27 protein-coding genes are annotated in these 26,689 nt (G+C 64.2%); 8 read left to right on the top strand and 19 right to left on the bottom strand.

From position 1 onward, the window contains the following. The first annotated feature begins 14 nt into the window (after positions 1–14). The 4 genes from pyrR (at position 15) to ACP7DW_RS02540 (ending at position 3,657) form a co-directional block, all read left to right on the top strand. Entirely contained in the window at positions 15–539 is a 525-nt protein-coding gene (gene pyrR / locus ACP7DW_RS02525; protein WP_426053550.1) for a bifunctional pyr operon transcriptional regulator/uracil phosphoribosyltransferase PyrR, read from the top strand. Continuing rightward, positions 532–1,497 carry an aspartate carbamoyltransferase catalytic subunit gene (locus tag ACP7DW_RS02530; protein ID WP_034746695.1) on the top strand — a complete coding sequence of 322 codons (966 nt, stop codon included), beginning with the start codon at positions 532–534 and terminating at the stop codon, positions 1,495–1,497. The genes pyrR and ACP7DW_RS02530 overlap by 8 nt, the downstream gene beginning before the upstream one ends. A 24-nt stretch (positions 1,498–1,521) precedes the next feature. Further along, the gene (locus ACP7DW_RS02535) at positions 1,522–2,823 is read left to right on the top strand and encodes a dihydroorotase (protein WP_426053549.1); all 1,302 of its coding nucleotides are present in this window, start codon (positions 1,522–1,524) and stop codon (positions 2,821–2,823) included. Between the two features lie 87 nt (positions 2,824–2,910). After that, a complete protein-coding gene (locus ACP7DW_RS02540; RefSeq protein ID WP_426053548.1) occupies positions 2,911–3,657 on the top strand; it encodes a lysophospholipid acyltransferase family protein in 747 nt (248 codons plus the stop codon). On the opposite strand, the gene ACP7DW_RS02545 is transcribed toward ACP7DW_RS02540, so the two are convergent. From ACP7DW_RS02545 to ACP7DW_RS02580, 8 genes are all read right to left on the bottom strand, one after another. Beyond that, positions 3,654–4,418 carry an ABC transporter permease gene (locus tag ACP7DW_RS02545; RefSeq protein WP_426053547.1) on the bottom strand — a complete coding sequence of 255 codons (765 nt, stop codon included), beginning with the start codon at positions 4,416–4,418 and terminating at the stop codon, positions 3,654–3,656. The two genes, ACP7DW_RS02540 and ACP7DW_RS02545, sit on opposite strands and share 4 nt — an antisense overlap. Before the next feature lie 2 nt (positions 4,419–4,420). After that, positions 4,421–5,665 carry an ABC transporter substrate-binding protein gene (locus ACP7DW_RS02550; RefSeq protein WP_426053546.1) on the bottom strand — a complete coding sequence of 415 codons (1,245 nt, stop codon included), beginning with the start codon at positions 5,663–5,665 and terminating at the stop codon, positions 4,421–4,423. Positions 5,666–5,682: 17 nt separating this feature from the next. Then, the gene (locus tag ACP7DW_RS02555) at positions 5,683–6,483 is read right to left on the bottom strand and encodes an ABC transporter ATP-binding protein (RefSeq protein ID WP_426053545.1); all 801 of its coding nucleotides are present in this window, start codon (positions 6,481–6,483) and stop codon (positions 5,683–5,685) included. After that, positions 6,480–7,565: an acyl-CoA dehydrogenase family protein gene (locus ACP7DW_RS02560; protein WP_426053544.1), complete on the bottom strand. Its 1,086-nt coding sequence runs from the start codon at positions 7,563–7,565 to the stop codon at positions 6,480–6,482. The genes ACP7DW_RS02555 and ACP7DW_RS02560 overlap by 4 nt, the downstream gene beginning before the upstream one ends. A gap of 1 nt (position 7,566) precedes the next feature. Beyond that, positions 7,567–8,121: a carboxymuconolactone decarboxylase family protein gene (locus ACP7DW_RS02565; protein WP_219132777.1), complete on the bottom strand. Its 555-nt coding sequence runs from the start codon at positions 8,119–8,121 to the stop codon at positions 7,567–7,569. A gap of 118 nt (positions 8,122–8,239) precedes the next feature. Beyond that, positions 8,240–9,160, bottom strand: coding sequence for an AraC family transcriptional regulator (locus ACP7DW_RS02570; protein WP_426053543.1), 921 nt, complete (start codon positions 9,158–9,160; stop codon positions 8,240–8,242). An 89-nt stretch (positions 9,161–9,249) separates the two neighbouring features. Continuing rightward, positions 9,250–10,089 (bottom strand): symmetrical bis(5'-nucleosyl)-tetraphosphatase, encoded by an 840-nt coding sequence (locus tag ACP7DW_RS02575; protein WP_426053542.1) that lies wholly within the window; start codon positions 10,087–10,089, stop codon positions 9,250–9,252. 125 nt (positions 10,090–10,214) lie between these two features. Further along, positions 10,215–10,337: a hypothetical protein gene (locus tag ACP7DW_RS02580; RefSeq protein ID WP_426053541.1), complete on the bottom strand. Its 123-nt coding sequence runs from the start codon at positions 10,335–10,337 to the stop codon at positions 10,215–10,217. Between the two features lie 184 nt (positions 10,338–10,521). On the opposite strand from ACP7DW_RS02580, the gene ACP7DW_RS02585 reads away from it, so the two are divergent. The 4 genes from ACP7DW_RS02585 (at position 10,522) to waaA (ending at position 14,634) form a co-directional block, all read left to right on the top strand. Continuing rightward, positions 10,522–10,830 (top strand): H-NS family nucleoid-associated regulatory protein, encoded by a 309-nt coding sequence (locus ACP7DW_RS02585; RefSeq protein ID WP_426053540.1) that lies wholly within the window; start codon positions 10,522–10,524, stop codon positions 10,828–10,830. A gap of 99 nt (positions 10,831–10,929) precedes the next feature. Next, a complete protein-coding gene (locus ACP7DW_RS02590) occupies positions 10,930–12,312 on the top strand; it encodes a phosphomannomutase/phosphoglucomutase (RefSeq protein WP_426053539.1) in 1,383 nt (460 codons plus the stop codon). A gap of 4 nt (positions 12,313–12,316) precedes the next feature. Beyond that, positions 12,317–13,339: a lipopolysaccharide heptosyltransferase I gene (gene waaC / locus ACP7DW_RS02595; protein WP_426053538.1), complete on the top strand. Its 1,023-nt coding sequence runs from the start codon at positions 12,317–12,319 to the stop codon at positions 13,337–13,339. 17 nt (positions 13,340–13,356) lie between these two features. After that, entirely contained in the window at positions 13,357–14,634 is a 1,278-nt protein-coding gene (gene waaA, locus ACP7DW_RS02600; protein WP_426053537.1) for a lipid IV(A) 3-deoxy-D-manno-octulosonic acid transferase, read from the top strand. Here waaA and ACP7DW_RS02605 read toward each other — a convergent pair. The 11 genes from ACP7DW_RS02605 to miaB form a co-directional block, all read right to left on the bottom strand. Beyond that, positions 14,631–15,554 (bottom strand): M48 family metallopeptidase, encoded by a 924-nt coding sequence (locus ACP7DW_RS02605; protein WP_426053911.1) that lies wholly within the window; start codon positions 15,552–15,554, stop codon positions 14,631–14,633. The genes waaA and ACP7DW_RS02605 overlap by 4 nt on opposite strands. Before the next feature lie 44 nt (positions 15,555–15,598). After that, positions 15,599–16,339: a lysophospholipid acyltransferase family protein gene (locus tag ACP7DW_RS02610; protein ID WP_096237795.1), complete on the bottom strand. Its 741-nt coding sequence runs from the start codon at positions 16,337–16,339 to the stop codon at positions 15,599–15,601. Positions 16,340–16,355: 16 nt separating this feature from the next. Next, a complete protein-coding gene (gmhB, locus tag ACP7DW_RS02615) occupies positions 16,356–16,943 on the bottom strand; it encodes a D-glycero-beta-D-manno-heptose 1,7-bisphosphate 7-phosphatase (protein WP_096237794.1) in 588 nt (195 codons plus the stop codon). Next, positions 16,943–19,045, bottom strand: a complete 2,103-nt coding sequence (gene glyS / locus ACP7DW_RS02620) for a glycine--tRNA ligase subunit beta (protein ID WP_426053536.1) — start codon at positions 19,043–19,045, stop codon at positions 16,943–16,945. Before glyS ends, gmhB begins: the two co-directional genes overlap by 1 nt. Before the next feature lie 39 nt (positions 19,046–19,084). Further along, a complete protein-coding gene (gene glyQ, locus ACP7DW_RS02625) occupies positions 19,085–20,002 on the bottom strand; it encodes a glycine--tRNA ligase subunit alpha (protein ID WP_426053535.1) in 918 nt (305 codons plus the stop codon). Positions 20,003–20,149: 147 nt separating this feature from the next. Next, positions 20,150–21,739, bottom strand: a complete 1,590-nt coding sequence (gene lnt, locus ACP7DW_RS02630; protein WP_426053534.1) for an apolipoprotein N-acyltransferase — start codon at positions 21,737–21,739, stop codon at positions 20,150–20,152. Positions 21,740–21,755: 16 nt separating this feature from the next. Beyond that, on the bottom strand, positions 21,756–22,634 hold the full coding sequence (locus ACP7DW_RS02635; protein ID WP_071075558.1) for an HlyC/CorC family transporter: 879 nt from the start codon (positions 22,632–22,634) through the stop codon (positions 21,756–21,758). Positions 22,635–22,751: 117 nt separating this feature from the next. Then, the gene (locus ACP7DW_RS02640; RefSeq protein ID WP_426053533.1) at positions 22,752–23,174 is read right to left on the bottom strand and encodes a DUF4259 domain-containing protein; all 423 of its coding nucleotides are present in this window, start codon (positions 23,172–23,174) and stop codon (positions 22,752–22,754) included. A gap of 201 nt (positions 23,175–23,375) precedes the next feature. Further along, the gene (ybeY, locus tag ACP7DW_RS02645) at positions 23,376–23,846 is read right to left on the bottom strand and encodes an rRNA maturation RNase YbeY (RefSeq protein WP_426053532.1); all 471 of its coding nucleotides are present in this window, start codon (positions 23,844–23,846) and stop codon (positions 23,376–23,378) included. Further along, entirely contained in the window at positions 23,830–24,894 is a 1,065-nt protein-coding gene (locus tag ACP7DW_RS02650) for a PhoH family protein (protein WP_096237787.1), read from the bottom strand. Before ACP7DW_RS02650 ends, ybeY begins: the two co-directional genes overlap by 17 nt. After that, complete coding sequence (gene miaB, locus ACP7DW_RS02655) at positions 24,891–26,258, bottom strand: tRNA (N6-isopentenyl adenosine(37)-C2)-methylthiotransferase MiaB (protein WP_426053531.1); 1,368 nt, start codon at positions 26,256–26,258, stop codon at positions 24,891–24,893. Before miaB ends, ACP7DW_RS02650 begins: the two co-directional genes overlap by 4 nt. Positions 26,259–26,689 lie beyond the last annotated feature (431 nt).

Genomic DNA, 26,689 nt, shown 5'->3' on the forward strand with positions numbered 1-26,689 from the left:
TGATTAAGAACTCTATGCCGCATCCTACGAATCCATCCCAACTCGACGCCGAGGCCCTGTACGAGGTCTTGCTGCAGCAGGTGCAGAGCGGCCTGGCGGGCATCCCCAACGTGGCCATCGTCGGCATCCATTCGGGCGGCGCCTGGCTGGCCGAACGCCTGGCGCGCGACCTGAACCTGGTCGACCGTCTGGGTGTGCTCGACGTGTCGTTCTATCGCGACGACTTCGCCCAGAAAGGCCTGCATGCCGACGTCAAGCCGACGCAGATCGCCTTCGACGTGGCCGGCGCCACCATCCTGCTGGTCGACGACGTGCTGTACACGGGCCGCACCACGCGCGCGGCCATCAATGAATTGTTCGACTATGGCCGTCCGGCCAAGATCATGCTGGCCGCCCTGGTCGACCGCGGCGAGCGCCAGTTGCCGGTGGCCGCCGATTTCGTGGCTGCCTTCACTGCCGTGCCGGCGGGCCAGGCCCTGGTCCTGAAGCAAGCCGACGATGGAAAATTCACGCTCACCCTAGATACCCACCATGCTTAATCCGCAACTGAATAAACACGGCGAACTGCAACATCTGCTGACGATTGAAGGCCTGCCGAAGTCTATCGTCAACCACATTCTCGATACCGCTTCCTCGTTCGTCGGCATTTCCGACCGCGATGTGAAAAAGGTGCCGCTGATGCGCGGCAAGAGCGTTTTCAATCTGTTCTTTGAAAACTCCACGCGCACCCGCACCACCTTCGAGATCGCCTCGAAGCGCCTGTCGGCCGACGTCATCAACCTCAATATCCAGGCCTCGTCGGCCAGCAAGGGCGAGTCCCTGCTCGACACCATCGACAACCTGTCGGCCATGCATGCCGACATGTTCGTCGTGCGCCACGCGCAGTCGGGCGCGCCCTACCTGATCGCCAAGCACCTGATCGACACCAAGCAGCCGCACGTCCACGTCGTCAACGCGGGCGACGGACGCCACGCGCACCCGACCCAGGGCTTGCTCGACATGTACACGATCCGCCACTACAAGAAGGATTTCACCAACCTGACGGTGGCCATCGTGGGCGACATCCTGCACAGCCGCGTGGCGCGTTCCGACATCCACGCGCTGACCACGCTGGGCGTGCCGGAAGTGCGCGCCATCGGCCCGCACACCCTGCTGCCGGGCGGCCTGGAGCAAATGGGCGTGCGCACCTTCACCAACATGGATGAAGGCCTCAAGGGCGTGGACGTGATCATCATGCTGCGCCTGCAAAATGAACGCATGAGCGGCGCGTTGCTGCCCTCGGCGCAGGAATATTTCAAGAGCTACGGCTTGACGCCCGAGCGCCTGGCGCTGGCGAAACCGGACGCCATCGTCATGCATCCAGGCCCGATGAACCGCGGCGTGGAAATCGATTCGGCCGTGGCCGACGGTCCGCAGGCGGTGATCCTGCCGCAGGTGACGTTCGGTATCGCCGTGCGCATGGCGGTGATGAGTATTTTGGCTGGTAATCAGGGCTGATAGCCCAAGGACGAGTAAGCGAGCATGACGACACTACATATCAAGAACGGCCACCTGATCGACCCTGCCAACGGCATCGATGGCTTGCAAGACCTGTTTATCGCCGATGGCAAAGTGCTGGCCGTGGGCAGCGCCCCGGCCGGTTTCACGGCCGATACCACCTTTGACGCGGCCGGCCTGGTGGTGTCCCCCGGCCTGGTCGACCTGTCCGCGCGCCTGCGCGAGCCGGGCTACGAATACAAGGCGACGCTGGAATCGGAACTGCAGGCGGCCCTGCAAGGCGGCGTCACGAGCCTGGTGTGCCCGCCCGACACCGATCCGGTGTTGGATGAGCCGGGCCTGGTGGAAATGCTGAAATACCGCGCCAAGACGCAGAACAAGGCCCACGTGCACCCGCTGGGCGCGCTGACCATGGGCTTGAAAGGCAAGTCGCTGACGGAAATGGCGGAACTGACGGAAGCGGGCTGCATCGGCTTCGCACAGGCGGAGGAACCAATCGAAGACACCACCGTGCTGCTGCGCGCCATGCAGTACGCGAACACCTTCGGCTACACCGTCTGGCTGCGCCCGCAGGATCCGCATATCGGCCGCGGCGGCATCGCCCACAGCGGCCCGCTGGCCTCGCGCCTGGGCCTGTCGGGCGTACCCGTGATGTCCGAAACCATCGCCCTGCATACGATCTTTGAATTGATGCGCGCCAGCCGCGCGCGCGTGCACCTGTGCCGCATCTCGTCGGCGGCGGGCCTGGAACTGATCCGCGCCGCCAAGGCAGAAGGCTTGCCCGTCACCTGCGACGTGGGCGTACACCACGTGCACCTGACGGACGCCGATATCGGCTTTTTCGATTCGAACGCGCGCGTCACGCCGCCATTCCGCAGCCAGCGCGACCGCGATGCGATCCGCGCCGGCCTGCTCGACGGCACGGTCGACGCCATGTGCTCGGACCATACGCCCGTCGACGACGATGAAAAACTGCTGCCGTTCGGCGAAGCGTCGCCGGGCGCCACGGGGCTGGAACTGCTGCTGTCGCTGGCCCTGAAATGGGCCGACGACTATGCCTTGAACCAGCCGCAAGCGGGCGCGCGTCCGCTGGCGCGCGCAGTGGCCAAGGTCACGTCCGATGCGGCCAGGGTCGCCGGCATCCCGGCCGGCAGCCTGGCCGTGGGCGAAGCGGCCGACATCTGCGTCTTCGATCCCGCCGCGCGCTGGACCGTGTCGTCGGCGTCGCTGGCCAGCCAGGGCAAGCACACGCCTTTCCTCGGCTATGAGCTGAGCGGCATCGTCAAGGCAACCATCGTGGCTGGACAGGTGGCGTTTCAGCGTTAAAAAATCAGATCCATGGACCGGGGCACGTTGCCCCGGCATCCCTTATCTGCTCCCGGATTTCGGTTCTGGTTTATTTGTTGGTGTCATTTGAAACTTCTGCTTACCTACCGCCTCGCGCGTATCGCCATTCACCTGGGCTGCGGCATGGCCAAGAGCGCCGTGCTCTTTCCCTGGCTGGACCTGGAGGGGCGCAACCGGCGCATCCGCCGCTGGTCGACGCAGCTGCTCGACATCTGCGGCGTGCACGTGGCGCTGCCGGCCGACAGCGTGCCGGCGCTCGACCATGCGATGGTGGTGGCAAACCACGTCTCGTGGCTCGACATCTTCGTCATCAATGCCGTTCATCCCTGCCGTTTCGTCGCCAAGGCAGAAATCCGCGCCTGGCCGATCCTCGGCTGGCTGGCGGGGCGCGCCGGCACCATCTTCATTTCGCGCGGCAGCAAGCGCGACCTGCGCCTGATTTTCCAGGGCCTGGTGGATAAATTGACGGCGGGCGAGCGCATCGCGTTTTTCCCCGAAGGCACCACCGCCGCGCAAGGACAGATCCTGCCGTTTCACGCCAACCTGTTCGAGGCGGCCATCGATGCGCAAGTACCGGTGCAGCCGTTCGCGCTCGTGTATGTGGATGACAAGGGAGAGTTACATCACGCCGTCGATTTCATCGGCGAGATGAGCTTTGCGCAAAGCATGGTGGCGATCCTGAGCGGCCCACCGATCACGGCGCGCCTGACCTGCCTGGCTTCCGTCGCTACGGCCGACGCGCACCGGCGTGAGCTGGCCGCGGCAACGCAGACGGCGGTGGCCGCTGCGCTGCCGCTGGAAAAGACCGCCTAGCTTTTGACGTGCAGCCAGCGCGCGTGGGCGGCGCGGGCCAGGTAGTCGAGCATGAACCCTAAAATCCCGATCAGCACGATGGCGGCCATCAGCTCCGAATATGCGAGGCGGTCGCGCGTATCGAGGATGAAGTAGCCGAGGCCGGCCGACACGCCCAGCATTTCCGCCGGTACCAGCACGATCCAGATGATGCCGATGGCCAGGCGCACGCCCGTCAGGATATCGGCCGTGATGCCCGGCAAAATCACTTTAAACACGATCTCGCTGCGCGTGGCCGACAGGCTGCGCGCCAGCAGCAGCCAGTTCGGGTCGAGCCGCGCCACGCCGGCCGCCGTGTTGAGCAAAATCGGCCAGACGGCCGCAAACGCCAGCAGGAAGTACACGGGCGCGTCACCGACCCCTAGCACCATCACGGCGATCGGCATCCACGACAGCGGTGAAATCATGCGCAGCAGCTGGAACAGCGGCATGGCCGCGCCGGAAAAGCTTTTCGACATGGCCACCAGCACGCCCAGCGGCACGCCGATGATGATCGCCAGCCCCAGGCCGACAGCCACCCTTTGCAGGCTCAGTACCACGTGCAGCCAGATGTCAAGGCCGCCCAGCATTTCCCGGAACGCCAGCGCCGTGGGCAAGGGCGCGAAGGCGGTGGCGATGGGCGTGGATTTCTCCAGCGCCGTCACGCCCATGGACCACAACAGCAAGGCACAGGCCAGCCCCACCAGGGGCAGGCCGAACTTCGTCAACAACTTCTTTGCCATCGTCAGACCGCCACGGTTTCGCTGCGCAGCAGGTTGGCAGGCAAGCCGAAGGCGGCGGGGCCACCGACTGCGGTGATGGCCTTGCGCACGAAGCGGTCATCGACCAGGTCGCGCGCGGCGAATTTCGGATCGAGATTGGCCAGGAAGCGCGTATCGCCTTCGACCTTGGTGCGGCCTATGGCGCGCACCAGTTCTTCCGTGTACGAGGCGAATGGATATGGCTGGAAGTCGATGCGGCGCTGCTGCCAGTTCTTGTGCACGATCAGGCCCTGTTTTTCGTAGCTGGCGTAATCGGTGGTGGCCAGCACCTTGGTCAGCACCTGCAGCGGATGCGGCGTGTAGCGGTGCTCGCCCACGTTCGACAGCAGCTTGGCCGTGTCGACCTGGTTCGAGCGCGTCCACAGCTGCGCCTTGACGATGGCGTTGGTGACCTTCTGCGCCCATTCGGGACGCGTGTTGATGTCGCGCTCGGACAGGAAGGTGACGCAGCACGCATGGTTTTTCCACACGTCGCCCGAGAAGCGCAGGATCTTGCCGATGCCGGCGTTTTCCGCCGCCGCGTTGAACGGCTCGGCCACGATGTAGCCGGCAATCGACTTGCTGGCCAGGGCGGAGACCATTTCAGCCGGCGCCAGCACGATCAGGTTGACTTCATTCGATTTGATGGCCGCGTTGCGCGCGCGCGTGACCGGGGTCAGGCCATTCGAGGACAGGATTTGCTGCAGCAGGATGTTGTGGATCGAGTACCAGAACGGGATGGCGACCGTGCGCCCGCCCAGGTCAGAGACCTTGTTGATCTCGTTGGCCACCGTCAGCGCGGAGCCGTTGACGTGGTTCCAGGCGACGACTTTCGCTGGGAACTTGGCGCCGTAGCGCACCCACAGGGTGGCCGGCGACAGCAGGTGGATGACGTTGACCTGGCCGGCGACGAAGGCTTCGATGATCTGCGCCCAGCTGCGGAACAGGCGCGGCGTTTCCGCCTGCAAGCCTTCCGCTTCAAACAGCTTGCGGGCGTGGGCGACGAGCAGCGGGGTGGCGTCGGTGATCGGCAGGTAGCCGATCTTTACGGGTTGGTCGTCGCCTTTCGGGCCTTGCTGGGCCATGGCGTCGCCGGCGAACAGCAGCGGCGAGGCGACGCTGGCCGTGGCCAGGGCCGACATGCGCAGGAAGTCGCGCCGCGTCAGGCCGCAGTCGCAATCGGACGAGGCGCAGATATGCAGGGGTTTGTTGTGATCTTCGAATGTCATGGGAAAGTTCCGGTCGTTTAATTGTGGGCGAAGGCGGGCGTTTGATCCTGCTTTTGCAGCGCCTGCAGGGCGTCGAGGATATCCATCTTGAGGGCGATCACCTCGGCGCTGTGGCCGATGCGCGGCTGGGCGATGGCAACGGGCCATTCGCGCACGATGTTGCCGGGCTTGCCGCCCATCAGCAAGATGCGGTCGGCCACCAGGATCGCTTCGTCGATATCGTGCGTGACGAGCAGCACGGCCGTATGCCAGCGGTGCACCACGTCGACCAGCAGCGACTGCATCTCGGCGCGCGTGATGGCGTCGAGCGCGGAAAACGGTTCGTCGGCGAACAGCAGTTCCGGTTCGCGCGCCAGCGCACGGGCCAGCGCCACGCGCTGCGCCATGCCGCCCGACAGCGCGGACGGATACAGCTTTTCGCGGCCCTTCAAGCCCACCGCGTCGATGGCTTGCGCCACGCGCGCCTGGTGCGCTTCGCGCGTGAGCTGCGGCTGGTGCTTGAAGTCCAGGCCGAAGCCGGCATTGCCCGTGACATTCAGCCAGGGCAGCAGGCTCGCCTGCTGGAACACGAGGGCGCTGCGCGGGTCCGGTTCGCGCATCGGGGCGTCGAGGAATTGAATTGCTCCCGTCGATGGCGGCTGCAGGCCGGCCAGCACGCGCAGCAGGCTCGATTTGCCGCAGCCGCTGCCGCCCAGCAGGCAGACGATTTCGCGCTTGCGCACGCCCAGCGAGACATGCTGGAACACGGGTGCCGTGCCCGGATAGGCGTAGCTCAGGTCCTGCGCCTGCAGCGCCCAGTCTTGCGTCGCTGCCGTCATGCCGGGGCTCCTGTCGCCTTGGCCGCCTGCTGGCTGTCGAACAGCTGCAAGGCTGCCTGCAATTGCGTCAGGCTGGGGGTGACAATGGGGATGAACGACGATTCGCGCCAGCGGCGGGCAAAGCCCTGCTGTTCGGCATTCAGGTAGGCGCGCCCGCCCATCGCTTGCAGTTCCAGCATCAGCGCTTGCTGCAGCACATCGGCCAGCTGTATGCGCAGGCGGAACATGGCCGGCGCCTGCACCTTGAAGCGGCCATCGTGCACGCCGGCCAGCAAGGTAGCGACGGCGGCCTCCAGGGTCGCTTGCAGCGCTTCGATGCGCGGCGTGAGCGCGTTGCGCGAACCGGCCGAGATCTGCGCCGCCTTGGCCAGGCTGGCGCGCGCCAGGCCGATCGACAGGCCGCACTGCATGCCGAGGAACGAGGGGCGTACCTGCGGCAGCCAGGCTGGCGCGTTGTCGCTGATGATGTCCGCGGCGGGGATGTGCACCTGCGTCAGCTTGACGGAGGCCGTATTGCTGCCGCGCAGGGCGATCAGATCCAGGTCGTCGCTGCGCTGCACGCCTGGCGTGCCGCTGTCGAAGGCGACGATGGCCGGTGGCGCGCCGTCGTTGGGCGCCACGGCGGCGGCCGCGACAAAGCCCGCCTTGCGCAGGTTCGTCACCCAGGCCAGGCCGCCGTCGACCAGCAAGCCGTCGTCGTGGCGCGCGCCCGTGATTTGCAGCTGCTCGATGCCGGACAAGAATTTCATGGCGTTCGACAGGCCGCTGGCGCCCGCCTGCGTGCCGGCCAGCAGGCCGGGCAAGCGGCGCTCGGCCAGCGCGCGGTTCTCGCTTTGCAGCAGGAATTCGATGAAGCAGCGCTGGCCCCAGAAGACAAAGGCCGCCGTTACCGATTGCTCGGCGACGTTGGCGATGGCGTCGATGGCGTCGCGCACGTCGCCGCCCGCACCGCCGTGCTCCTGCGGCACGCCGATGGCCAGCAGATGGTCGCCGGCCAGCGCGGGAAGTACAGTTTCAGCCAGTTGCGACGATTGGTCGAGCTGGTCGGCGTGCGTGTGCAGCCAGTGATTGAGGTGGCCCATGTCAGACGGCGCCAGGCAGGTAGGGCGTCAATTGCGGATTGACGGGTGTGCCGGCCAGGCTGTTGGAAAAATTGCACAGGGTGGCCAGGCTGATGCCCAGCACGACTTCCAGCGCCTGCTGTTCGTTGTAGCCGGCGGCCAGGAAGGCTTGGTATTCGGCGTCGCTGACGGCGCCGCGCGTGGCGATGACGGCCGTGGCGAAGGCGGCGACGGCGTCGAGTTTGGCGTCGCCCGTCGGCTGGCCGTGCTGCAGCGCGCGCACGATGTCGGGAGTCTGGCCCGCTTTTTTCAGCGAAATGGCGCTATGGCCGGCGATGCAGAAATCGCAGCCGTGGATGCGCGCGGCCGTGATTTGCACCACTTCGCGTTCCATTAACGTCAGGCTGGCGCGCGCATTGATGCCGGAGACGGTCAGGTAGGTTTCCAGCGCCAGCGGGGCATTGGCCAGCACGCCGATCAGGTTGGGCAGGAAGCCATTGTTGGCGATGGCCTTTTCCACGAAGGGGCGGCTATCGGCCGGGGCGGTATCGAGAGTGTGCAGCGTCAGACGGGACATGGGGTACCTTGCTAAGTTGGTAAGTCACCCGGGCATTATATCGGCCATATCGCACACGCAACAGACGTCAGCGTCGTCCTTTTGTGCTCGTTCGTCTGCGATTGTGCGATCCTTGATTTCAACTGGCCAGCTGGCGCAATCTCTGGTCGCGCCGGTAGGCGCCCGGTTGCTCGCCAGTAACCCGCTTGAAGGCGCGCGTAAAGGCGGCGTGCGAGCGGTAACCCACCAGTTCGGCCGCGCGTTCGACGGAGACGCCGTCGTGCAGCCGGCGCGCCGCGATCTTCATGCGCAGCAGGAGCAGGAACTGGGCCGGCGAATGGCCGCTGGCGCTGGCGAAATGCTTGCAGAAGCTGGCGCGCGACATGCACGCCGCCTTGGCCATGTTCTCGATCGACCAGTCGTCAGCGGGGGCGTCGAGCATGCGTTCGAGCAGCGGCGAGAATGCGGGCTGGTGCAGCAGCGACAGCAGGCCGGCCGCCACCTGCTCGCCCTGCGCCACGTGGCGGATCAGGTAAAAGAACAGCAGTTCGACCAGGCGCGCGATGAGCGGCGACGGTTGTTCCGGATCGCCGCCCGCTTCAAGCAGGATCAGGTCGAACAGCGCTGCGGCGGCGCTGAAGGCGGGAGCGTCGCCGCGTATCAGCAGATATGGCGGGAAGGAGTCGACGATCAGCGCGGAAAGGGCGCCGCGAAATTGAAAGAAGCCGCAGGCCAGCGCCGTCGCCGGCTGCTGCGTGGGTGTTTGCAGCGGCAGCATCGCTTGCGCGCTGACCGCCCGCAGCGGATCGCTGTGCGGACTGAGGAAATGCGGCAAGTCGCGCAGCAGGAAGACGCCGTCGCGCGGGCCAAGCGCTATCGGTGCCGCGCCATCGAGGTGCAAATAGCAGTGGCCATCGAGCACCAGGTGAAAGCTGCCCAGTTCCCGGCCCGCCGTGGAAGCGAGCCAGCGGCCACAGTACTGGCCCACATGCAGGACGGCGGTGTCGAGTTCCAGGCTGCCGAGCAGCCAGCGCGCCAGTCTGTCGGTATCAGGATGCATGGGATGGCACAGGCAAAAGCTGCATCATACGGCGCAGGCGCGCCAGGGCCAACGACCGATTTCGATTAAGCATATGCGCGCCGTACTGCTTACTGCTTGCCACTGTGCTGCTGGAAGGCGGGGCAGTCGACCTGCAGCAGCGAGCGGTCTTCCAGGCACACGGCCGACAGTTTTCCGCCCCAGACGCAGCCGCTATCGAGGCCGATCAGGTCGGGTCGCAACTGCAGTCCCAGCGCCGACCAGTGGCCGAAGACGACAGTGTCGCCCGCGCTGCGCCGGCCCGGCACGTCGAACCATGGCAGCAGACCGGAGCCCGGCGGCGCGCTGCCGCTCTCCTTCATCTTGAAGTCCATCACGCCGTCCGGCGTGCAAAAGCGCAGCCGCGTCATGGCGTTGACGATACAGCGTAGCCGGTCGGCGCCCTGCAGGTCGTCACGCCAGGCGGCCGGCTCGTTGCCGTACATGCTGCGCAGGAACGCCACCCAGCCATCGCTGCGCAGCATGGTCGACACTTCCTCGCCCAGGGACAACGCCTGGGTCGCGCTCCATTGCGGCAGCAAGCCCGCATGCACGAGCACATGCCCCTGGTGCTGCAAGGCGAGCGGACGCTGGCGCAGCCAGGTGATCAACTCGTCGCGATCGGGCGCGTCGAGGATCTCGGTCAGCGTATCGGACGCATGCTCGGGCCGGATGCCGTTGGCCACGGCCAGCAAATGCAAGTCATGGTTGCCCAGGACACTGTCGGCCAGGCCTTGCTGCGCCAGCGCATGCACGTGGCGCAGGGTGGCGAGCGAGGCCGGGCCGCGGTTGATCAGGTCGCCCGCAAACAGCAGCCGGTACGGGCCGCTTGCCGCCGCCTGGATCCGTTCGATCAGTTCGACGGTTTGTGCATGGCAACCTTGCAGATCGCCGATAAAGTAAGTTTTCATAGGTGCCAGTGTGAAGTGAACTACGCGCAGGCATTATAAGCATGGCTGCCCTTGGTTGTCGGGAGCATTTCCGGCTGATGCGGGATTGCGCGCATGGCCGGCCGGAAGGGAAAGGCCGGACGCGATTATTTTTTATGGGCATTTACTTTCGCTGAATATTTCGCCGCTTTATCGCGATAATCATTGCCTGGCATATTTTCTGGAATCGATGATTCGCGCCATGCCAGCTGGAATGTCATTTTATGCATGTTTATTCATGTTTTTATGTGCGGTTTCGACATATTCCTCATCTAATCTTAATGTCGAGCCGGTAAATAAGTCGCGGTCTTTTATTCAGGCGACGAGGAATTACGTTACGGTGCGCGGATTTTTATGCAATGTAGTATATTTCACGTGATTTTATTATTTAATTGAATATAAAGGATATACAGGATGGATCTGTCAACGATGACGATGCTGGAATTGCGCAAGCTGGAAGAGAATGTGAAGCAGGAATTGAACAGCCGCGAGCGTGAAGATTTGAACAAGGCGCGCGAACAGATCATGGCCATCGCGCAGCAAGCGGGCATTCCGCTGAAACAGCTGATACTCGACGGCTTGCACCCGCGCACGGGCAAAGTCGCGGTACGTTACCGCCATCCTGACAATGCTACTCAACAATGGACAGGCCGTGGTCGCCAGCCGCTGTGGGTCAGGCAGTGGGTGGAATCGGGCAAGTCCATCGATCTGCTGCGCGTATAATTCGGTATACTCATGGCGCAGTGGCAAGCTGCCAGCCACGCGCTGTAGCTTGCCAGGCACCTTATCGATACCCTTACTTATACTGATAGCGCCCCCACCATGCTTCCATTGTCCAGAACGATCTTCAAGGCCTACGATATTCGCGGCATCATCGCCAAAACCCTCGATGCCAGCGTGGCCTACAAGATCGGTCAGGCATTTGGCCAGGCCGCCTTGGCCAAGGGTGAGCAGCGGGTCGTGATCGGCCGCGATGGCCGCCTGTCGGGACCGGAACTGACGGCGGCGCTGGCGCAAGGCTTGCAGGCCGCAGGCGTCGACGTGATCGACCTGGGCGTGGTGGCCACGCCGATGGTGTACTTCGGCACGAATGTGCTCGACACGCGTTCCGGCATCATGGTCACGGGCAGTCACAATCCGCCTGACTACAATGGTTTCAAGATGGTGCTGGCGGGCGAAGCGATCCACGGCGAAGCGATCCAGGCGCTGTACCACAGCATCGTCGCCCACGACGGCAGCGCCAGTAGTACGCCGGGCAGCTACACCACGCACGATATCCGCGCCGCTTACCTGCAGCGCATCCTGGGCGACGTCAAGCTGGCGCGCCCGATCAAGATCGCCGTCGACTGCGGCAATGGCGTGGCCGGCGCGTTCGCGGGCGACCTGTTCCGCGGCATGGGCTGCGAGGTCATCGAACTGTTCTGCGACGTCGATGGCAATTTCCCGAACCACCATCCGGACCCGGCGCATCCGGAAAACCTGCAAGACCTGATCCGCTGCCTGGCCGAGACGGATGCGGAGATCGGCATCGCCTTCGATGGCGATGGCGACCGCCTGGGTGTGGTCACCAAGGATGGCCAGATCATCTACCCTGACCGCCAGATGATGCTGTTTGCCGCCGACGTGCTGACCCGCCATCCGGGCGCGCAAATCCTGTACGACGTGAAATGCACGCGCCACCTGGCGCCGTGGATCAGCAAGCATGGCGGCGTGCCGCTGATGTACAAGACGGGTCACTCGCTGGTAAAAGCCAAGCTGCGCGAGACGGGTGCCCCGCTGGGCGGCGAAATGAGCGGCCATATCTTCTTCAAGGACCGCTGGTACGGTTTCGACGACGGCATGTATTCGGCCGCGCGCCTGCTGGAAATCCTGACGCGCGAAGCCGATCCATCGGCCTTGCTCAATTCCCTGCCGCAGTCCGACAGCACGCCGGAATTGCACCTGGAATTGCAGGAAGGCGAGAACGTCGCGCTGATGGACATGCTGCGCCGCGACGCCGTCTTCCCCGGCAATGAACAGATCATCACCATCGACGGCTTGCGCGTGGAATACGCGGACGGCTTCGGCCTGGCCCGTTCGTCCAACACCACGCCGGTGATCGTCATGCGCTTCGAAGCGGAAACGCCGGAAGCACTGGCGCGCATCCAGGGCCAGTTCAAGAGCGTGATCCTGGCCGCCAAGCCTGACGCCGTCCTGCCGTTCTGACAGCATGGTCGGCCAAGCTGGCGCGCAGGCGCCCTTGAAAATCCTGCTGGTGAGGGTATCTTCGCTGGGCGACGTGCTGCATAACCTGCCGATGGTGGCGGACATCGCCCGCCATTATCCGGATGCGACCATCGACTGGGTGGTCGAGGAGGGGTATGTCAGCCTGGTGCGCCTGAATCCGCGCGTGGGCACCATCTTCCCGTTCGCGCTGCGGCGCTGGCGCAAGAGCCTGGGCAAGAAAGAGACGCGCGCGGAAATCGCCGCCTTCTTCCGCAGCCTGCGCCAGACGCATTACGATTATGTGTTCGATACCCAGGGCTTGCTCAAGACGGGCATCATCATGGGGGCCGCGCGCCTGGCGCCGGGAGGACAGAAGGTTGGCCTGGCCAATGGCAGCGAAGGCTCCGGCTACGAAGGCATCTCGCGCATTTTTCACACGAAGAGCATTCCGCTGGACCCGCGCACGCATGCGGTAGCGCGCGGCCGCCTGGTGGCCGCCGCGGCACTCGGCTACACGGTCGACACGCCGGCCGATTTCGGCTTGCCGGAAGTGTCAGGCAGCGAGCCTCGCCCGGACTGGATGGGCGCGGCGCCCTACTGCGTGTATTTCCACGGCACGGCGCGCGACGCCAAGAAATGGGCGCCGGAAAACTGGATCGCCCTGGGCCAGGCGCTCGCGCCCATGCCGATTCTGCTGCCCTGGGGTTCGCCCAAGGAAAAGGCGGAAGCCGAACAACTGGCGGCCAGCCTGCCCAACGCGCGCGTGCTGCCGAAGCTGTCGATGGGCGATGCCACCCTGCTGGCGCGCCACGCGGCGCTGGTGATCGGCGTCGATACGGGTTTGACGCATATCGCCGCCGCCTTTGTGCGTCCGACGGTGGAAATCTATGCCGATTCGCCACTGTGGAAAACGGAAGGCAACTGGTCGCCGAAAATCATCAACCTGGGCGACAAGGGCGCGCCGCCCGGCGTGCCGGCAGTGCTGGCCGCGGCACGGCGCCTGTTGGCCGACCATCCCCCCGCCTGACTTCAACATTACCTATCATGCGACTTCTTTATACCCTTGCCTGGTGGCTGGCCTTGCCCCTGGTGCTGGCGCGGCTGTGGCTGCGCGGACGCCAGGAACCGGGCTACCGCCAGCACTGGGGCGAACGCCTGGGCTTTTACGGCCGCCAGCCGACACCTGCGACGGACACCATCTGGCTGCACGCCGTCTCCGTCGGCGAGACGCGCGCGGCCGAGCCGCTGATCGATGCGTTGCTGGCCGCATGGCCCGCTTCCCGCATCGTCCTCACGCACATGACGCCCACAGGGCGTGCGACCGGTAAAACCCTGTTCGCCAAACATGGTGCGCGCCTCGTGCAAAGCTATCTGCCGTACGACACGGGCGCCATGCCGGCCCGTTTCATCCGCCATTTTGCGCCGCGCATCTGCATCCTGATGGAGACGGAAGTGTGGCCGAACCTGATCCACCAATGCAATCGCTACAAAGTGCCGGTGGTGCTGGCCAACGCGCGCTTGTCGCAGCGTTCGCTGGGCAAGGCGCAGCGCCTGGGCAAACTCATTGCCGATGCGGCGCGCGGCATCACCCTGGTGGCGGCGCAGACGCAGGACGACGCCGAGCGCGTGCGCGTGCTGGGCGTGCAGAACGTGGTCGTGACGGGCAGCATCAAGTTCGATGTCGTCGTGCCCGCGGCGGCCCTGGCGACGGGGGCGGCGCTGCGCGCCGCCATCGGTGCGCGTCCCGTGCTGCTGTGCGCCAGTACGCGCGAAGGCGAAGAGCAGCTGCTCCTCGAAGCGCTGGCGCGTGCCAGCCTGCCGCCTGACGTGCTGCTGCTGATCGTGCCGCGCCATCCGCAGCGCTTCGACGAGGTGGAAAAGCTGGTGTTGACGCACGGCCTGAGCGTGCAGCGCAGGTCCGGCCTGGCGCAGGACGATTTTGTGGCGGCGGGCACGCAGGTGCTGCTGGGCGACTCGATGGGCGAGATGTTTGCGTACTACGCGGCCTGCGATTGCGCCTTTGTCGGCGGCAGCCTGCTGCCACTGGGCGGGCAAAACCTGATCGAGCCGGCGGCCTTGGGCAAGCCCGTGCTGATCGGCCCGCACACCTTCAATTTTGCGCTGGTGACCGAACAGGCGATCACCGCTGGCGGCGCCGCGCGCGTGGCGGACGCCGATGCGCTGATGGCGCAAGCGTCGGCCCTGCTGCAGGATCCCGCGCGCTTGGCGGCTATGGGACAAAAGGCGCTGGCTTTCGCCAGCCAGCACCGTGGCGCCACGCCGCGTACTATCGCTGCCATCGAACCGCTGCTGCCCGTTTAATTGAACAAGACGGGGAGTTCCTGCGAGCGCTTTCTCAGCGCCTGCTTGGCGCCATCGTAATCGGGATAGATCGATGCCACGGTGGCCCAGAAGCGGGGGCTGTGGTTCATTTCCAGCAGGTGCGACAGTTCATGCGCCACCACGTAGTCGATCAGCGGCAGGGCGAAGTGGATCAGGCGCCAGTTCAGGCGGATCTTGCGCTCGATGGTGCAGCTGCCCCAGCGTGTGCCGGCCGACGATAGCGATAACGCATCGTAGCGCACACCCAGCTTGTCCGCATACAGGTCCAGGCGCGCTTCGAACAGCTGGCGCGCCTCGTGCTGGAACCAGCCCTTCACTTTTTCCTTCAATTGCTGTTCGCTGCCCGTGGGCGTGACCCATACGTGCAGTTCATTCGTCTCGCGCTGGAAGCTGGCGCGGTGGCGCGGCGCCTGGTGCAATCGCAAGGTGATGTCGCCACCGAGGTAGGGCAGCGCGGCGCCATCGACCCATGCCACGGGCGGGCGCTGCTGGCGCTGCACCTTGCGCTCGCCCCGTTCCAGCAGCTTCGAGACGATCCAGCCCTGCTTGGCGCGGATGGCGTTGTCGATTTCGGCCAGGGTGACGCGCTTGGGCGCGGTCACGCGCAAGCCGTTATCGTCGATCATGAAGCCGATGGAACGGCGCGTGGAACGGCGCAGGGCGAATTCAACCAGGTGACTGCCCAGCTGCAGCTGGCGCAGCGGAGGGCCATCGGCAGGGCGTGGCGGGGAAGGCAGGGGAGGCGGGGCGGGGCGAACAATGGGGGGCGCGGGTGCCACTAGCGGTGGCGCCACGGGCGGCGCTGGCGGTGCCGTGGGGCGCACCGCCGGGGGCGTGCTGGTCGAGACGTCATGCGCGAACAGATCCAGTTGCTGGTCGCCGACCTTGATGGTCTTCATCTGCTGGCGCAGGGTCGGCTCCTGGATGACCGCGCTGATGCCGTCTAGCCAGCGTTGTAGGCGTGAGGCGAAATGACGCGCATTTCTGATTCTATCCAATTTTCCACCTGTTGCATCATGCTGTCCGGGGTGTGCCCTTCCGGCGAAATCGGTTTGCCTATCGAGACGGTGATCAGTCCCGGGCGTTTGAGGAATGACTGCTTGGGCCAGCATTCGCCTGAATTATGCGCAATCGGCACCACCACGGCGCCCGTGGCAATGGCCAGGCGCGTGCCACCGCTCTTGTACTTGCCCGCCTGGCCCACAGGGATGCGGGTGCCTTCGGGGAACATGATAATCCATTGGCCGTCGGCCAGGCGGCGTTTGCCATGCGCGACCACGCTCTTGAAGGCATGCTTGCCCTGTTTGCGGTCGATCGGAATCATGCGCAGCAGCGCCATGGCCCAGCCAAAGAACGGGATGTACAGGATCTCCTTCTTGAACACATACACGAGCGGACGAGGAAGGCTGGGCAGCAAAAAGATGGTTTCCCAGGCCGACTGGTGCTTTGACAGCACGATGGCCGGCGCATCCGGGAAGTTCTCGGCGCCCTTGACTTCATAGCGGATGCCGCAAATGACCTTGGCGCACCACAGGATAAACACGTTCCAGCGCGAGGTGACCCAATAGCGCTTGTTGTAGCTCAATGGCGCGGCAAAAAAGCACACGCAGGCCCAGACGATGGTGGCCACGATCATGATGGTCATGAACAGCAGGGATCGCAGGAACAGGGAAATATTACGCAATGCGGTTCTCCGAAAATTAGATACTGAATGCCACGGTGGGCGCTGGCGCCGCTGGCGCCTTGAGCAGGTGGCTGACCACGGCGGCCAGGTCGGGGAAGACCTGGGTACCGGGCGGCAGGCCGCCCGTTTCGTTGGTTTTTTCGCCCTTGCCCGTCAAGACCAGGTAGGGCACGCAGCCGCTGATGAACCCCGCCTGCAGGTCGCGCAGCGAATCGCCAACGGTGGGCACGCCTTTCAGGCTGGTGTTGTAGCGCTTCGAGATTTCATGGAACATGCCCGGTTTCGGCTTGCGGCAGTCGCAATTGTCCGCGCCCGCGTGCGGGCAGAAGAAGATGGCGTCGATATCGGCGCCCACCTGCTGCGCCAGGGTATGCATCTTCTGGTGGATCGCGTTGAGCACCGTCATGTCGAAGTACTCGCGCGCGATGCCCGACTGGTTCGAGGCGACGACGACGCGATAGCCAGCCTGGTTCAGGCGGGCGATCGCTTCGAGCGAACCGGGAATCGGCAGCCATTCGGCCGGCGACTTGATGAAGTCCGGCGAGTCATGATTAATGACGCCATCGCGGTCGAGAATAATCAGTTTCAGCGCCGGCGTGCCCATTATGCCGCCAGCTTGGAAATGTCGGCCACGCGGTTCATCATGCCGTGCAAGGACGACAGCAAGGCCAGGCGGTTGTTGCGCAGGGCGACATCCTCGGCCATCACCATCACGTCGTTGAAGAAACCGTCGACGTCGTCGCGCAACTGCGCCAGCGTTTGCAGGGTGCTGGTGAAGTCGCCCTTGGCGAAGGCTGCATCGACTTCCGGCTGCACGCGCGAGACGGCGGCGGCGAGTTTTTTCTCCGCGTCGTCCTGCAGCAGGGCCACGTTGACGCCACTGTCGGCAACCAGCTTGAGCGCTTCCTCGTTCTTTTTCAGGATGTTGGTGATGCGCTTGTTGGCGGCGGCCAGCGAAGCGCTTTCCGGCAGGGCGGCAAACGCCTGCACGGCTTCCAGGCGCTGAACGATGTCGTCCAGGCGGTCCGGATTTTGCGCCACGACGGCTTCGATTTCATTCGGCGAGAAACCGCGTTCGCGCAGGATGCCGCGCAGGCGCTCGAGCATGAAGGTGGTGACGTCCGCGACCGGGTCCTTGAAGCCAGGCACGGCGGCGAATTGCGCGGCGGCGTCGCCCAGCAAGCCTTGGATCGACAGGGGCAGGCGTTTTTCCAGCAGCATGCGCAGCACGCCCAGGGCGTGGCGGCGCAGCGCGAACGGGTCCTTGTCGCCCGTCGGCGCCAGGCCGATGGCCCAGATGCCGACCAGGGTTTCGAGCTTGTCGGCCAGGGCCACGGCGGCGCCGGTGGCGGTCGACGGCAGGCTGTCGCCGGCAAAGCGCGGCTGGTAGTGTTCGGAGGCGGCCAGCGCCACTTCTTCCGGCTCGCCGTCATGGCGCGCGTAATACGTGCCCATGATGCCTTGCAGTTCGGGGAATTCACCGACCATGTCGGTCAGCAGATCGGCCTTGGCCAGCAGGGCGCCACGTTCGGCCAGGGCCACGTCGTAGTCCAATTTGGCGGCGATGGCGCCGGCTAATGCTTTTACTCTTTCTGTGCGCGCCGCTTGCGTGCCCAGCTTGTTGTGGTACACGACGTTGGCCAGCAGCGGCAAACGCGATGCCAGGGTCTTCTTCTTGTCCTGCTCGAAGAAGAACTTGGCGTCGGACAGGCGCGGGCGCACGACGCGCTCGTTGCCGCCGATGATGTGTTCTGGCGTGTCCGTCTCGATGTTCGAGACGATCAGGAAGCGCGAGCGCAGCTTGCCTTCGCTGTCGGTCAGGGCGAAGTATTTTTGGTTCGTCTGCATGGTGAGGATCAGGCATTCCTGCGGCACGGCCAGGAATTCTTCCTCGAAGTGGCATTCATACACGACCGGCCATTCGACCAGGGCGGTCACTTCATCGAGCAGCGCTTCGGGCATCAAGACCTGGTCGGCACCGGCCTTGTCCAGCAGTTGGGCGCGGATGCGCTCCTTGCGTTCCTCGTTGCTGGCGATGACGCTGGCGTTGAGAATCAGCGAGGCCGCATAGTTTTCCGCGTGCGCGATGGTGACCGGTTCGCCGTCGGTGAGGAAACGGTGGCCCAGGGTGGTGCGGCCGGCCGTCAATCCCAGCAGGGTCAAAGGCAGCACGTTGATGCCGTGCAGGGCGATCAGGCTGTGGGCCGGGCGCACGAATTGCACGGTGGTGCCGTCAGGGCGCTGATAGCTCATCAGTTTTGGAATCGGCAGCTTGGCGCAAGACTCCGTCAATGCCGCTTGCGCGCCAGCGGCGAGCTGGCTGCCGGGCGCCGTGTAGGTGTAGAAGAAGCTTTCAGCCTTGCCGTCGACGGCGCGTTCCAGGTCCGCTACCGTCAGGTCGGGGAAGCCCAGCGCGGCCAGTTTCTTGGCCAGCGGCGGCGTGCCGTTGCCGTTCGCGTCCAGCGCCACGGAGACGGGCAGGACTTTCTCACGGATCGATTTATCGGGCGAGACTTCGCGTACGTTGGTGATGGAGACGGCCAGGCGGCGCGGCGAGGCGTAGCTGGTGGCGACGCTGTCGGCTTCCAGGAAGTCGCGCGCCTTGAGGCCATTGACGATGCCGGCGGTGAAGGCGGCGCCCAGTTTGGCCAGCGCTTTCGGCGGCAGTTCTTCGGTCAGCAGTTCGATGAGCAGTGTTTGGTTCATGGTGTTCTTGTCTGGTACGGCGGTGTATGAGCTAGGCGATCAAGCGGCGGCGGGTTGCTCTGCGGCGGGCAGCATCGGGAAACCGAGGCGCTCGCGCGAGTCGTAATACGCTTGCGCCACCAGGCGCGACAGGGTGCGCACGCGGCCGATATAGGCGGCGCGTTCCGTCACCGAGATGGCGCCGCGCGCATCCAACATGTTGAAGCTGTGCGAAGCCTTCATGATCTTCTCGTAGGCGGGCAGGGTCAGTTGCAGCTCGATCAGGCGCTTCGCTTCCGCTTCGTAGTTGCCGAACTGTTCGAACAGCAGGTCCGTGTTCGCGTGCTCGAAGTTGTAGGTCGATTGCTCCACCTCGTTCTGGTGGAAGACGTCGCCGTAGGTCAGTTTTTTCGTGATGCCGTTCTCTTCCCACTCGGTCCACACCAGGTCATACACGTTTTCCACGCCCTGCAGATACATGGCCAGGCGCTCGATGCCATAGGTGATCTCGCCCAGCACGGGCTTGCAATCGAGGCCGCCGACTTGCTGGAAGTAGGTAAATTGGGTCACTTCCATGCCGTTCAGCCAGACTTCCCAGCCCAGGCCCCAGGCGCCCAGGGTCGGGCTTTCCCAGTCGTCTTCGACGAAGCGCACGTCATTCTGCTGCAAGTCCAGGCCCAGCGCGGCCAGCGAACCCAGATACAGGTCGAGGATGTTTTCCGGCGCCGGCTTCAAGACCACCTGGTACTGGTAGTAGTGCTGCATGCGGTTCGGGTTCTCGCCATAGCGGCCGTCTTTCGGGCGGCGCGACGGCTGCACATACGCGGCGCGCCACGGTTCCGGGCCGATCGCGCGCAGGAAGGTACCGGTGTGGAAGGTACCGGCGCCGACTTCCATGTCGTAAGGCTGGAGCAGGGCGCATCCTTGCTTGTCCCAATAGGTTTGCAAGGTCAGGATAATTTGTTGAAATGTGAGCATCGTATGAGTTCGCCGCGCGCGAGGCTGCGCTTTGTTAAGGTTTGCTTGAAGCCCGGGCGCATGCTTGGAAGCGCGTCCGGGCCGGAGTTTTGCTAATTTTAGCGGTTTTTAGGAGCCCACTGTGACTCTTCGGGCAATATCGGCCGCTTATTGCTGTGTGGCGCGGCCACGGCGCGCGGCGCGCGACAGCAGGAAGGCCGTCAGCAAGGCCAGCGCGGCCAGGGCCAGCACCAGTTTATTGCCATACAAAATGTATGGCGTCATGCCGCCCATGCCTTGCACCTTGGCCGCCAGCGTCGCTTGCTGTTCCGGCGGCAGCAGGCTTTGCACCACGCCCTTGCCGTCGATGACGGCGGTGGCGCCCGTGTTCGTCGAGCGCAGCATCGGCCGGCCCGTTTCCAGGCTGCGCATCTGCGAAATTTGCAGATGCTGCGGGATGGCGATCGAGTCGCCAAACCAGGCCAGGTTCGAGATATTGAGCAGCACCGACGCCGATTGCTTGCCGCCGCGGTGGGCGCTGGCCAGCTGTCCCGCGATTTCTTCGCCAAACAGGTCTTCGTAGCAGATATTCGGCAGCACCAGCTGGTCGCGCACGGCCAAAGGCGCTTGTACTTCCGCGCCGCGGCCCATGTCGCCCAGCGGGATGGCCATCATGGCGACAAACCAGTGCAGGCCGGGCGGCACGAATTCGCCGAACGGCACCAGATGGTGCTTGCGGTACTGGTAGTAGGGGCCCGGCGTGCCGTTGGGCGTGATGCCCACCGCCGCATTGTAGAAGCGCTGCTGTTCGTCGAGCACGGGCATGCCGAGCAAAATCGTGCTGCCCGTCTGCTGCGCATACGTCGCCAGGCTATCCAGATAGCCGGGCGGCAGCTGGTGCGGCAGCACCGTGACGGCCGTTTCCGGCGTGGCGATCAGGTCGGCCGGTGCGCTGGTGATGGCGCCCTGGTACATCTGCAGGGCGCCCAGCACGAAGCCGGGGTCGAATTTTTGCTGTTGCGGCACATTGCCCTGCAACAGGCGCACCGTGATCGCGCGTCCGACAGGATGGGTCCAGTTCACGTACTGCAGGCCAACGCCGGCCGCGTACAGGGCGATGACGCCGCCCAGCGCAAACCAGCGCGTGCGGTGCAGGGGGTGGACTAGCAGCAGCAGGGCGCCGGCCGACAGCGCCGCCAGCCAGCCCAGGCCGTACGATCCGACGATGGGGGCGAAGCCGCCCAGCGGGCTGGCATTGTGGGCGTAGCCGGTGGCCAGCCACGGGAAACCCGTAAACAGCCAGCCGCGCGTCCATTCGAACAGCGTCCAGGTCGCGGGCAGCACCAGCAGGGTCATGGCGGGCAGCGAGAGTACCCAGCGCTGGCGCAGCCAGGCCGCCGCGCCCATGGCCAGGGCCACGTAAATGGCCATCAACAGGGCCAGCAAGGCCACGGCGATGGCGGCGATCGGTGCGGCCATGTCGCCATAGCGGTGCATCGAGATGTACAGCCAGTGCGTGCCGGCCGCGCACCAGCCGAAGCCGTAGGCCCAGCCGATCAGCGCGCCGGCCTTGACGTTCGCCGCGCGCAGCACCTGGTAGAACAGCACGCCCAGGCTGAGGATTTGCAGCGGCCAGTAGCCGAACGGGGCGAACGCCAGCACGGCGACGGCGCCGGCGACGGCGGCAGTCAGCATGCGCGCCCACGTGCTGCGGGGCGGTTTGGCGGGGGCGTTGGGATCGACGCGTCTGAAACGCATTTACAGCACGCGCATGTCAGAGTTCCAGTTCCGGCACGTTGGGCAGGCGCTCGACGAGCAGCACGTGCACCTGGCGCGCATCGGCGCGCAGCACCTCGAAGCGCAGATTGCCCAGGTCGAAGATGTCGCCCTTGTGCGCCATGCGGCCCAGGTACTTCGAGACCAGGCCGCCGATGGTGTCGACATCGTCGTCCACCAGGTGGCTGCCCACTTCTTCGTTGAACTGTTCGATCTCGGTCAGTGCCTTGACCCGCCAGCGGGGGCCGAACTGGCCTTCCTTGAGCGAGAGGATGTTGTCCTCGGCTTCGTCGAAGTCGTATTCGTCCTCGATGTCGCCGACGATCTGTTCCAGCACGTCTTCGATGGTGATCAGGCCGGCGACGCCGCTGTATTCATCGACGACGATGGCCATGTGATTGTGGTTGGCGCGGAAATCGCGCAGCAGCACATTCAGGCGTTTCGATTCGGGGATGAAGATGGCGGGGCGCAGCATGTCGCGCACGTCGAAAGTTTCTTCTGCGTAATAACGCAGCAAGTCTTTCGCCAGCAGGATGCCGATGACCTTGTCGCGCTCGCCTTCGATCGCGGGGAAGCGCGAGTGGGCGGTGGACAGGACTTCCGGCATCCATTCCTCGATCGGCTTGCTGATGTCGATGACATCCATTTGCGAACGGGGAATCATGATGTCGCGCGCACAGAGATCCGATACCTGAAACACGCCTTCGATCATCGACAGGGCGTCGGCGTCGATCAGCTTGCGTTCATGCGCATCGTGTAGAACATCGAGCAATTCTGCACGGTTCTCTGGCTCGGGGGAGATGAGTGCGGTCAGGCGTTCAAACAGTGACCGGTGGGGCTTGACGTCAGTTCTGACGCCACTAGGGTGCTCGGGCATAGGAGGCGTGAGCCGTTGTTGCGAAGGGATATAGGATACACCAAAAGTGGGGGAATACCGGATTTCCCCGCTTTTGATGCAAATTTAATACGTTGAAGTGCGGCGTTGCCCGATGTTTTACGCGGCGTCCGGGCCCAGCACACGGGCGCGCAAGGCCGCCACGTCCGCCTGCCAGTCCGTAAAATGCTCGCTGTCCTGCCACAGCTGGCGCAGTTCCGACGACTCGGCCATGATGCGCTCGAACGCCAGGCGTGCTTTTTCCAGCAGCGGCGGCGTGACTTTCTTCTTGCAGGCGGCCACCCATTCGTCCACTTCCGCCGTGGCCGGGTCGTTGTCTCCGGGCTGGCCTTGCAGGCGCGCGATCACTTCCAGCGCGGCCAGCGCTTCGGCGGCAAACGGCGCCTCGAGTTCCGCCTGCTGGCTGTCGATGACGTTGTCGAGCGTGGTCTCGACCAGTTCCAGGGTTTTGTATTCGTGCAGATCCTGCGCCCAATCCATGGCGTAGTCGTTGCCGAAGGCGTCGGTGGCCCAAGTGCCCATAGTCTGTCCTTGTTACGTGTGTGGTTGATGGCGCTATTGTGGCATCTGGCGTCAGATGGGCGTAGGTCAGATTAGCGCAGCGTTATCTGACACTGTGCCGCTGGCATCAAGGTGGCGCAAGCATGTGTCGGGCGGGTTACGTTGGTGGATGTTGTCGGGTTACGCCCTGCGGGCTAACCCGACCTACCCGACCTGCGCGGCTTATTTTTGGTCCGCGTAGGGATCGCTGATGCCGAGTTTCGCGAGGATCTCCGTTTCCAGGCCCTCCATCTCGGCCGCTTCCTCGTCATCCATGTGGTCGTAGCCCTGCGCATGCAGCACGCCGTGCACGATCAGATGGGCCGTATGCTCTTCCACGCTCTTCTTTTGCTCGGCCGCTTCCTTTTCCAGCACGTCCGTGCACAGGATGATGTCGGCGCGCGTCGGCTCGTCGTCGCTTAACTCTTCGCCTTCGTTGTAGGCGAAGGTCAGCACATTGGTGGCGTAATCCTTTTCGCGGTAATCGCGGTTCAGGCTACGGCCTTCGTCCGCGTCGACGAAGCGGATGGTCAATTCGGCGGGCGCGAACAGGGCCGCCTTGACCCAGCGGCGCACTTTGGGCCGCGTGATCAGGGTTGCCAGGCGGGCGTCCGGGTATTGCACGGACAAGGACAGTTTATTTTTTTCGGACATTTTTGGCGGCAGCTGGTGTCAATAAGGGAAGTAACTGGGCGGCGCTGGCGCCGGCCGCTTGCGCCGTTTCATACGCATCGACGATGCGCGCGACGAGCGGATGGCGCACCACGTCGCTGCTGTTAAATTGCGTGAAGCCGATGCCGCGCACGTCTTTCAGCACGTGCACGGCGTCGATCAGGCCGCTCGTCTGGCTCTTGTGCAGGTCGACTTGCGTCACGTCGCCCGTCACCACGGCCTTGCTGCCAAAGCCGATGCGCGTCAAAAACATCTTCATCTGTTCGACGGTGGTGTTTTGCGCTTCATCGAGGATGACGAAGGCGTGGTTCAGGGTGCGTCCGCGCATGTAGGCCAGCGGGGCGATCTCGATCACCTGTTTTTCAAACAGTTTTTGCGTGCGGTCAAAGCCCAGCAAATCGTACAGCGCATCGTACAGGGGCCGCAGATACGGGTCGACCTTTTGCGCCAGGTCGCCCGGCAGGAAGCCCAGGCGTTCGCCCGCTTCGACGGCGGGGCGCGTCAGGATGATGCGCTTGACGGCGTCGCGTTCGAGCGCGTCGACGGCGCAGGCGACGGCCAGATAGGTTTTACCCGTGCCGGCCGGTCCCACGCCGAAGCTGATGTCGTGTTCGAGGATGTCGCGCAGGTAGGCGATCTGGTGCGGCGTGCGCCCGCGCAGGTCGCTGCGCCGCGTTTTCAGCACGGGGCTGGCGATGTCCGGCTCGACGAAGGTGCTGGCAGGCGCGTTGACGTGGTGTTCCGAGGCGGCGGACAGTCCCGCGCGCTGCTCCACCAGGGCCAGCTGCACTTCTTCCAGCGGCACGACCTTGTTGGCGATGGCGTAGAACTGGTCGAGGATTTCCACGGCCCGTTCGGCATTGCTGCCGCCGACGATGAATTTCTCGCCGCGGCGGAAGATCGTCACGTCGAGGGCGGCGGAAATCTGGCGCAGGTTTTCATCGAGCGGCCCGCACAGATGCGCCAGGCGCGTGTTGTCCAGCGGCTCGGGGATGAAGTAATGCGGCTGTATCGGGGCTTTGGTTTTCAACTGGCTCTTTTCAATGCGGGGGCGCTGGCGACGAGTTCGCCGCGCAGGGTGTAGGAATGGCTTTCGGTGATGCGCACGTCGACCAGCTGGCCGATCAGTTGCAAGCCGTCCGGGCCGGCGTCGAAATTGACGACGCGGTTGTTTTCCGTGCGGCCTTGCAGTTCACTGTCATCGGTGTCCTTCTTCGAACGGCCTTCGACGAGGATGGTTTGCACGCTGCCCACCATGGCCAGGCTGTACTTGCGCGTGTTGGCGTCGATGGCCGCCTGCAGCTGCTGCAGCCGGGCCAGTTTGACTTCATGCGGCGTATCGTCTGCCAGGCCGGCGGCCGGCGTGCCGGGACGCTTGCTGAAGATGAAGCTGTAGCTGTTGTCAAACCCCACGTCGGCGATCAGCTTCATCATGGCGTCGAAGTCGGCCTGCGTCTCGCCGGGGAAGCCGACGATGAAGTCGGACGAAATGGCCATGTTCGGGCGCACGGCGCGGATGCGGCGGATGATGGACTTGTATTCGAGGCCCGTGTAGCCGCGTTTCATGGCGCCCAGGATCTTGTCGGAACCGTGCTGCGCCGGCAGGTACAGATGGTCGACCAGCTGCGGGATCTTCGCATAGGCGTCGATCAGGCGTTGCGTGAATTCCTTCGGGTGGCTGGTGACGAAGCGCATGCGCGCGATGCCGGGAATGTCGGCCACGTATTCGAGCAGCAGGGCGAAGTCGGCAATGTCTCCGCCTTCCATCACGCCACGGTAGGCGTTCACGTTCTGCCCCAGCAGGGTGATTTCCTTGACGCCCTGGGCGGCCAGGCCCGCCACTTCCGTCAGCACGTCCTCGAAGCGGCGCGAGACTTCCTCGCCGCGCGTGTAGGGCACGACGCAATAGCTGCAATATTTGCTGCAGCCTTCCATGATGGAAACAAACGCCGAGGCGCCGTCCACCTTGGCCGGCGGCATGTGGTCGAACTTTTCGATTTCCGGGAAGCTGATGTCGACCTGCGAAGCGCCGCTGGAGCGGCGCAACTCGATCATCTGCGGCAGGCGGTGCAGGGTTTGCGGGCCGAAGACCATGTCGACATATGGCGCGCGCTTGACGATGGCGTCGCCTTCCTGCGAGGCCACGCAGCCGCCCACGCCGATCAAGAGGTGCGGCTTGGCCAGTTTCAGCTCGCGCAGACGGCCCAGATCGGAAAACACTTTTTCCTGCGCCTTTTCGCGCACGGAGCAGGTGTTGAGCAGGATCACATCGGCATCTTCCGGCGTGTCGGTGCGCACCAGGCCGTCGGAAGCGCCCAGCACGTCGGCCATCTTGTCCGAGTCGTACTCGTTCATCTGGCAGCCGAAGGTTTTAATGAATACTTTTTTCTGCATGGAGTCGGATGCTTATCGGTAAATGGGGCGGCAAATAAGTGGGACAAATAAGTGGGGCGGCAAATAAGCCGGGCAGGGAGATTGCGCCGTGCGCCGCTCGGGGCGGGAGGCGGTGGATCACCGGCCGGGCGCCTCTGGCTGCCCGCTGGCAGGCTCGCTGCAAGTTCAGGCCATAGTTTAGCGTAAATCGCCGGGACGGGCCATGTTGTGCTGAGCATGCCGACAAGATTGCAGCGTGAATACGGCGCCCGGCCCGGCGATGCCGGAAAGCATTTATTGCCGTGCGACACCATTGATTTGTAACAAGTTGCTGCAAAGCCTTGTGTGCGGCCGCTGGCATCCTAATGTGTTGAAATAGCATCGTTGGCAAGCCAACTAGCAGCTTGATTGATATTTAACAATCAGGAAGTTTGCGCGAGGCGCAGATGCGG

Origin of the sequence: Janthinobacterium sp. PSRC1-1, from assembly GCF_049897525.1 — a bacterium.
GTDB lineage: Bacteria > Pseudomonadota > Gammaproteobacteria > Burkholderiales > Burkholderiaceae_D > Janthinobacterium > Janthinobacterium tructae.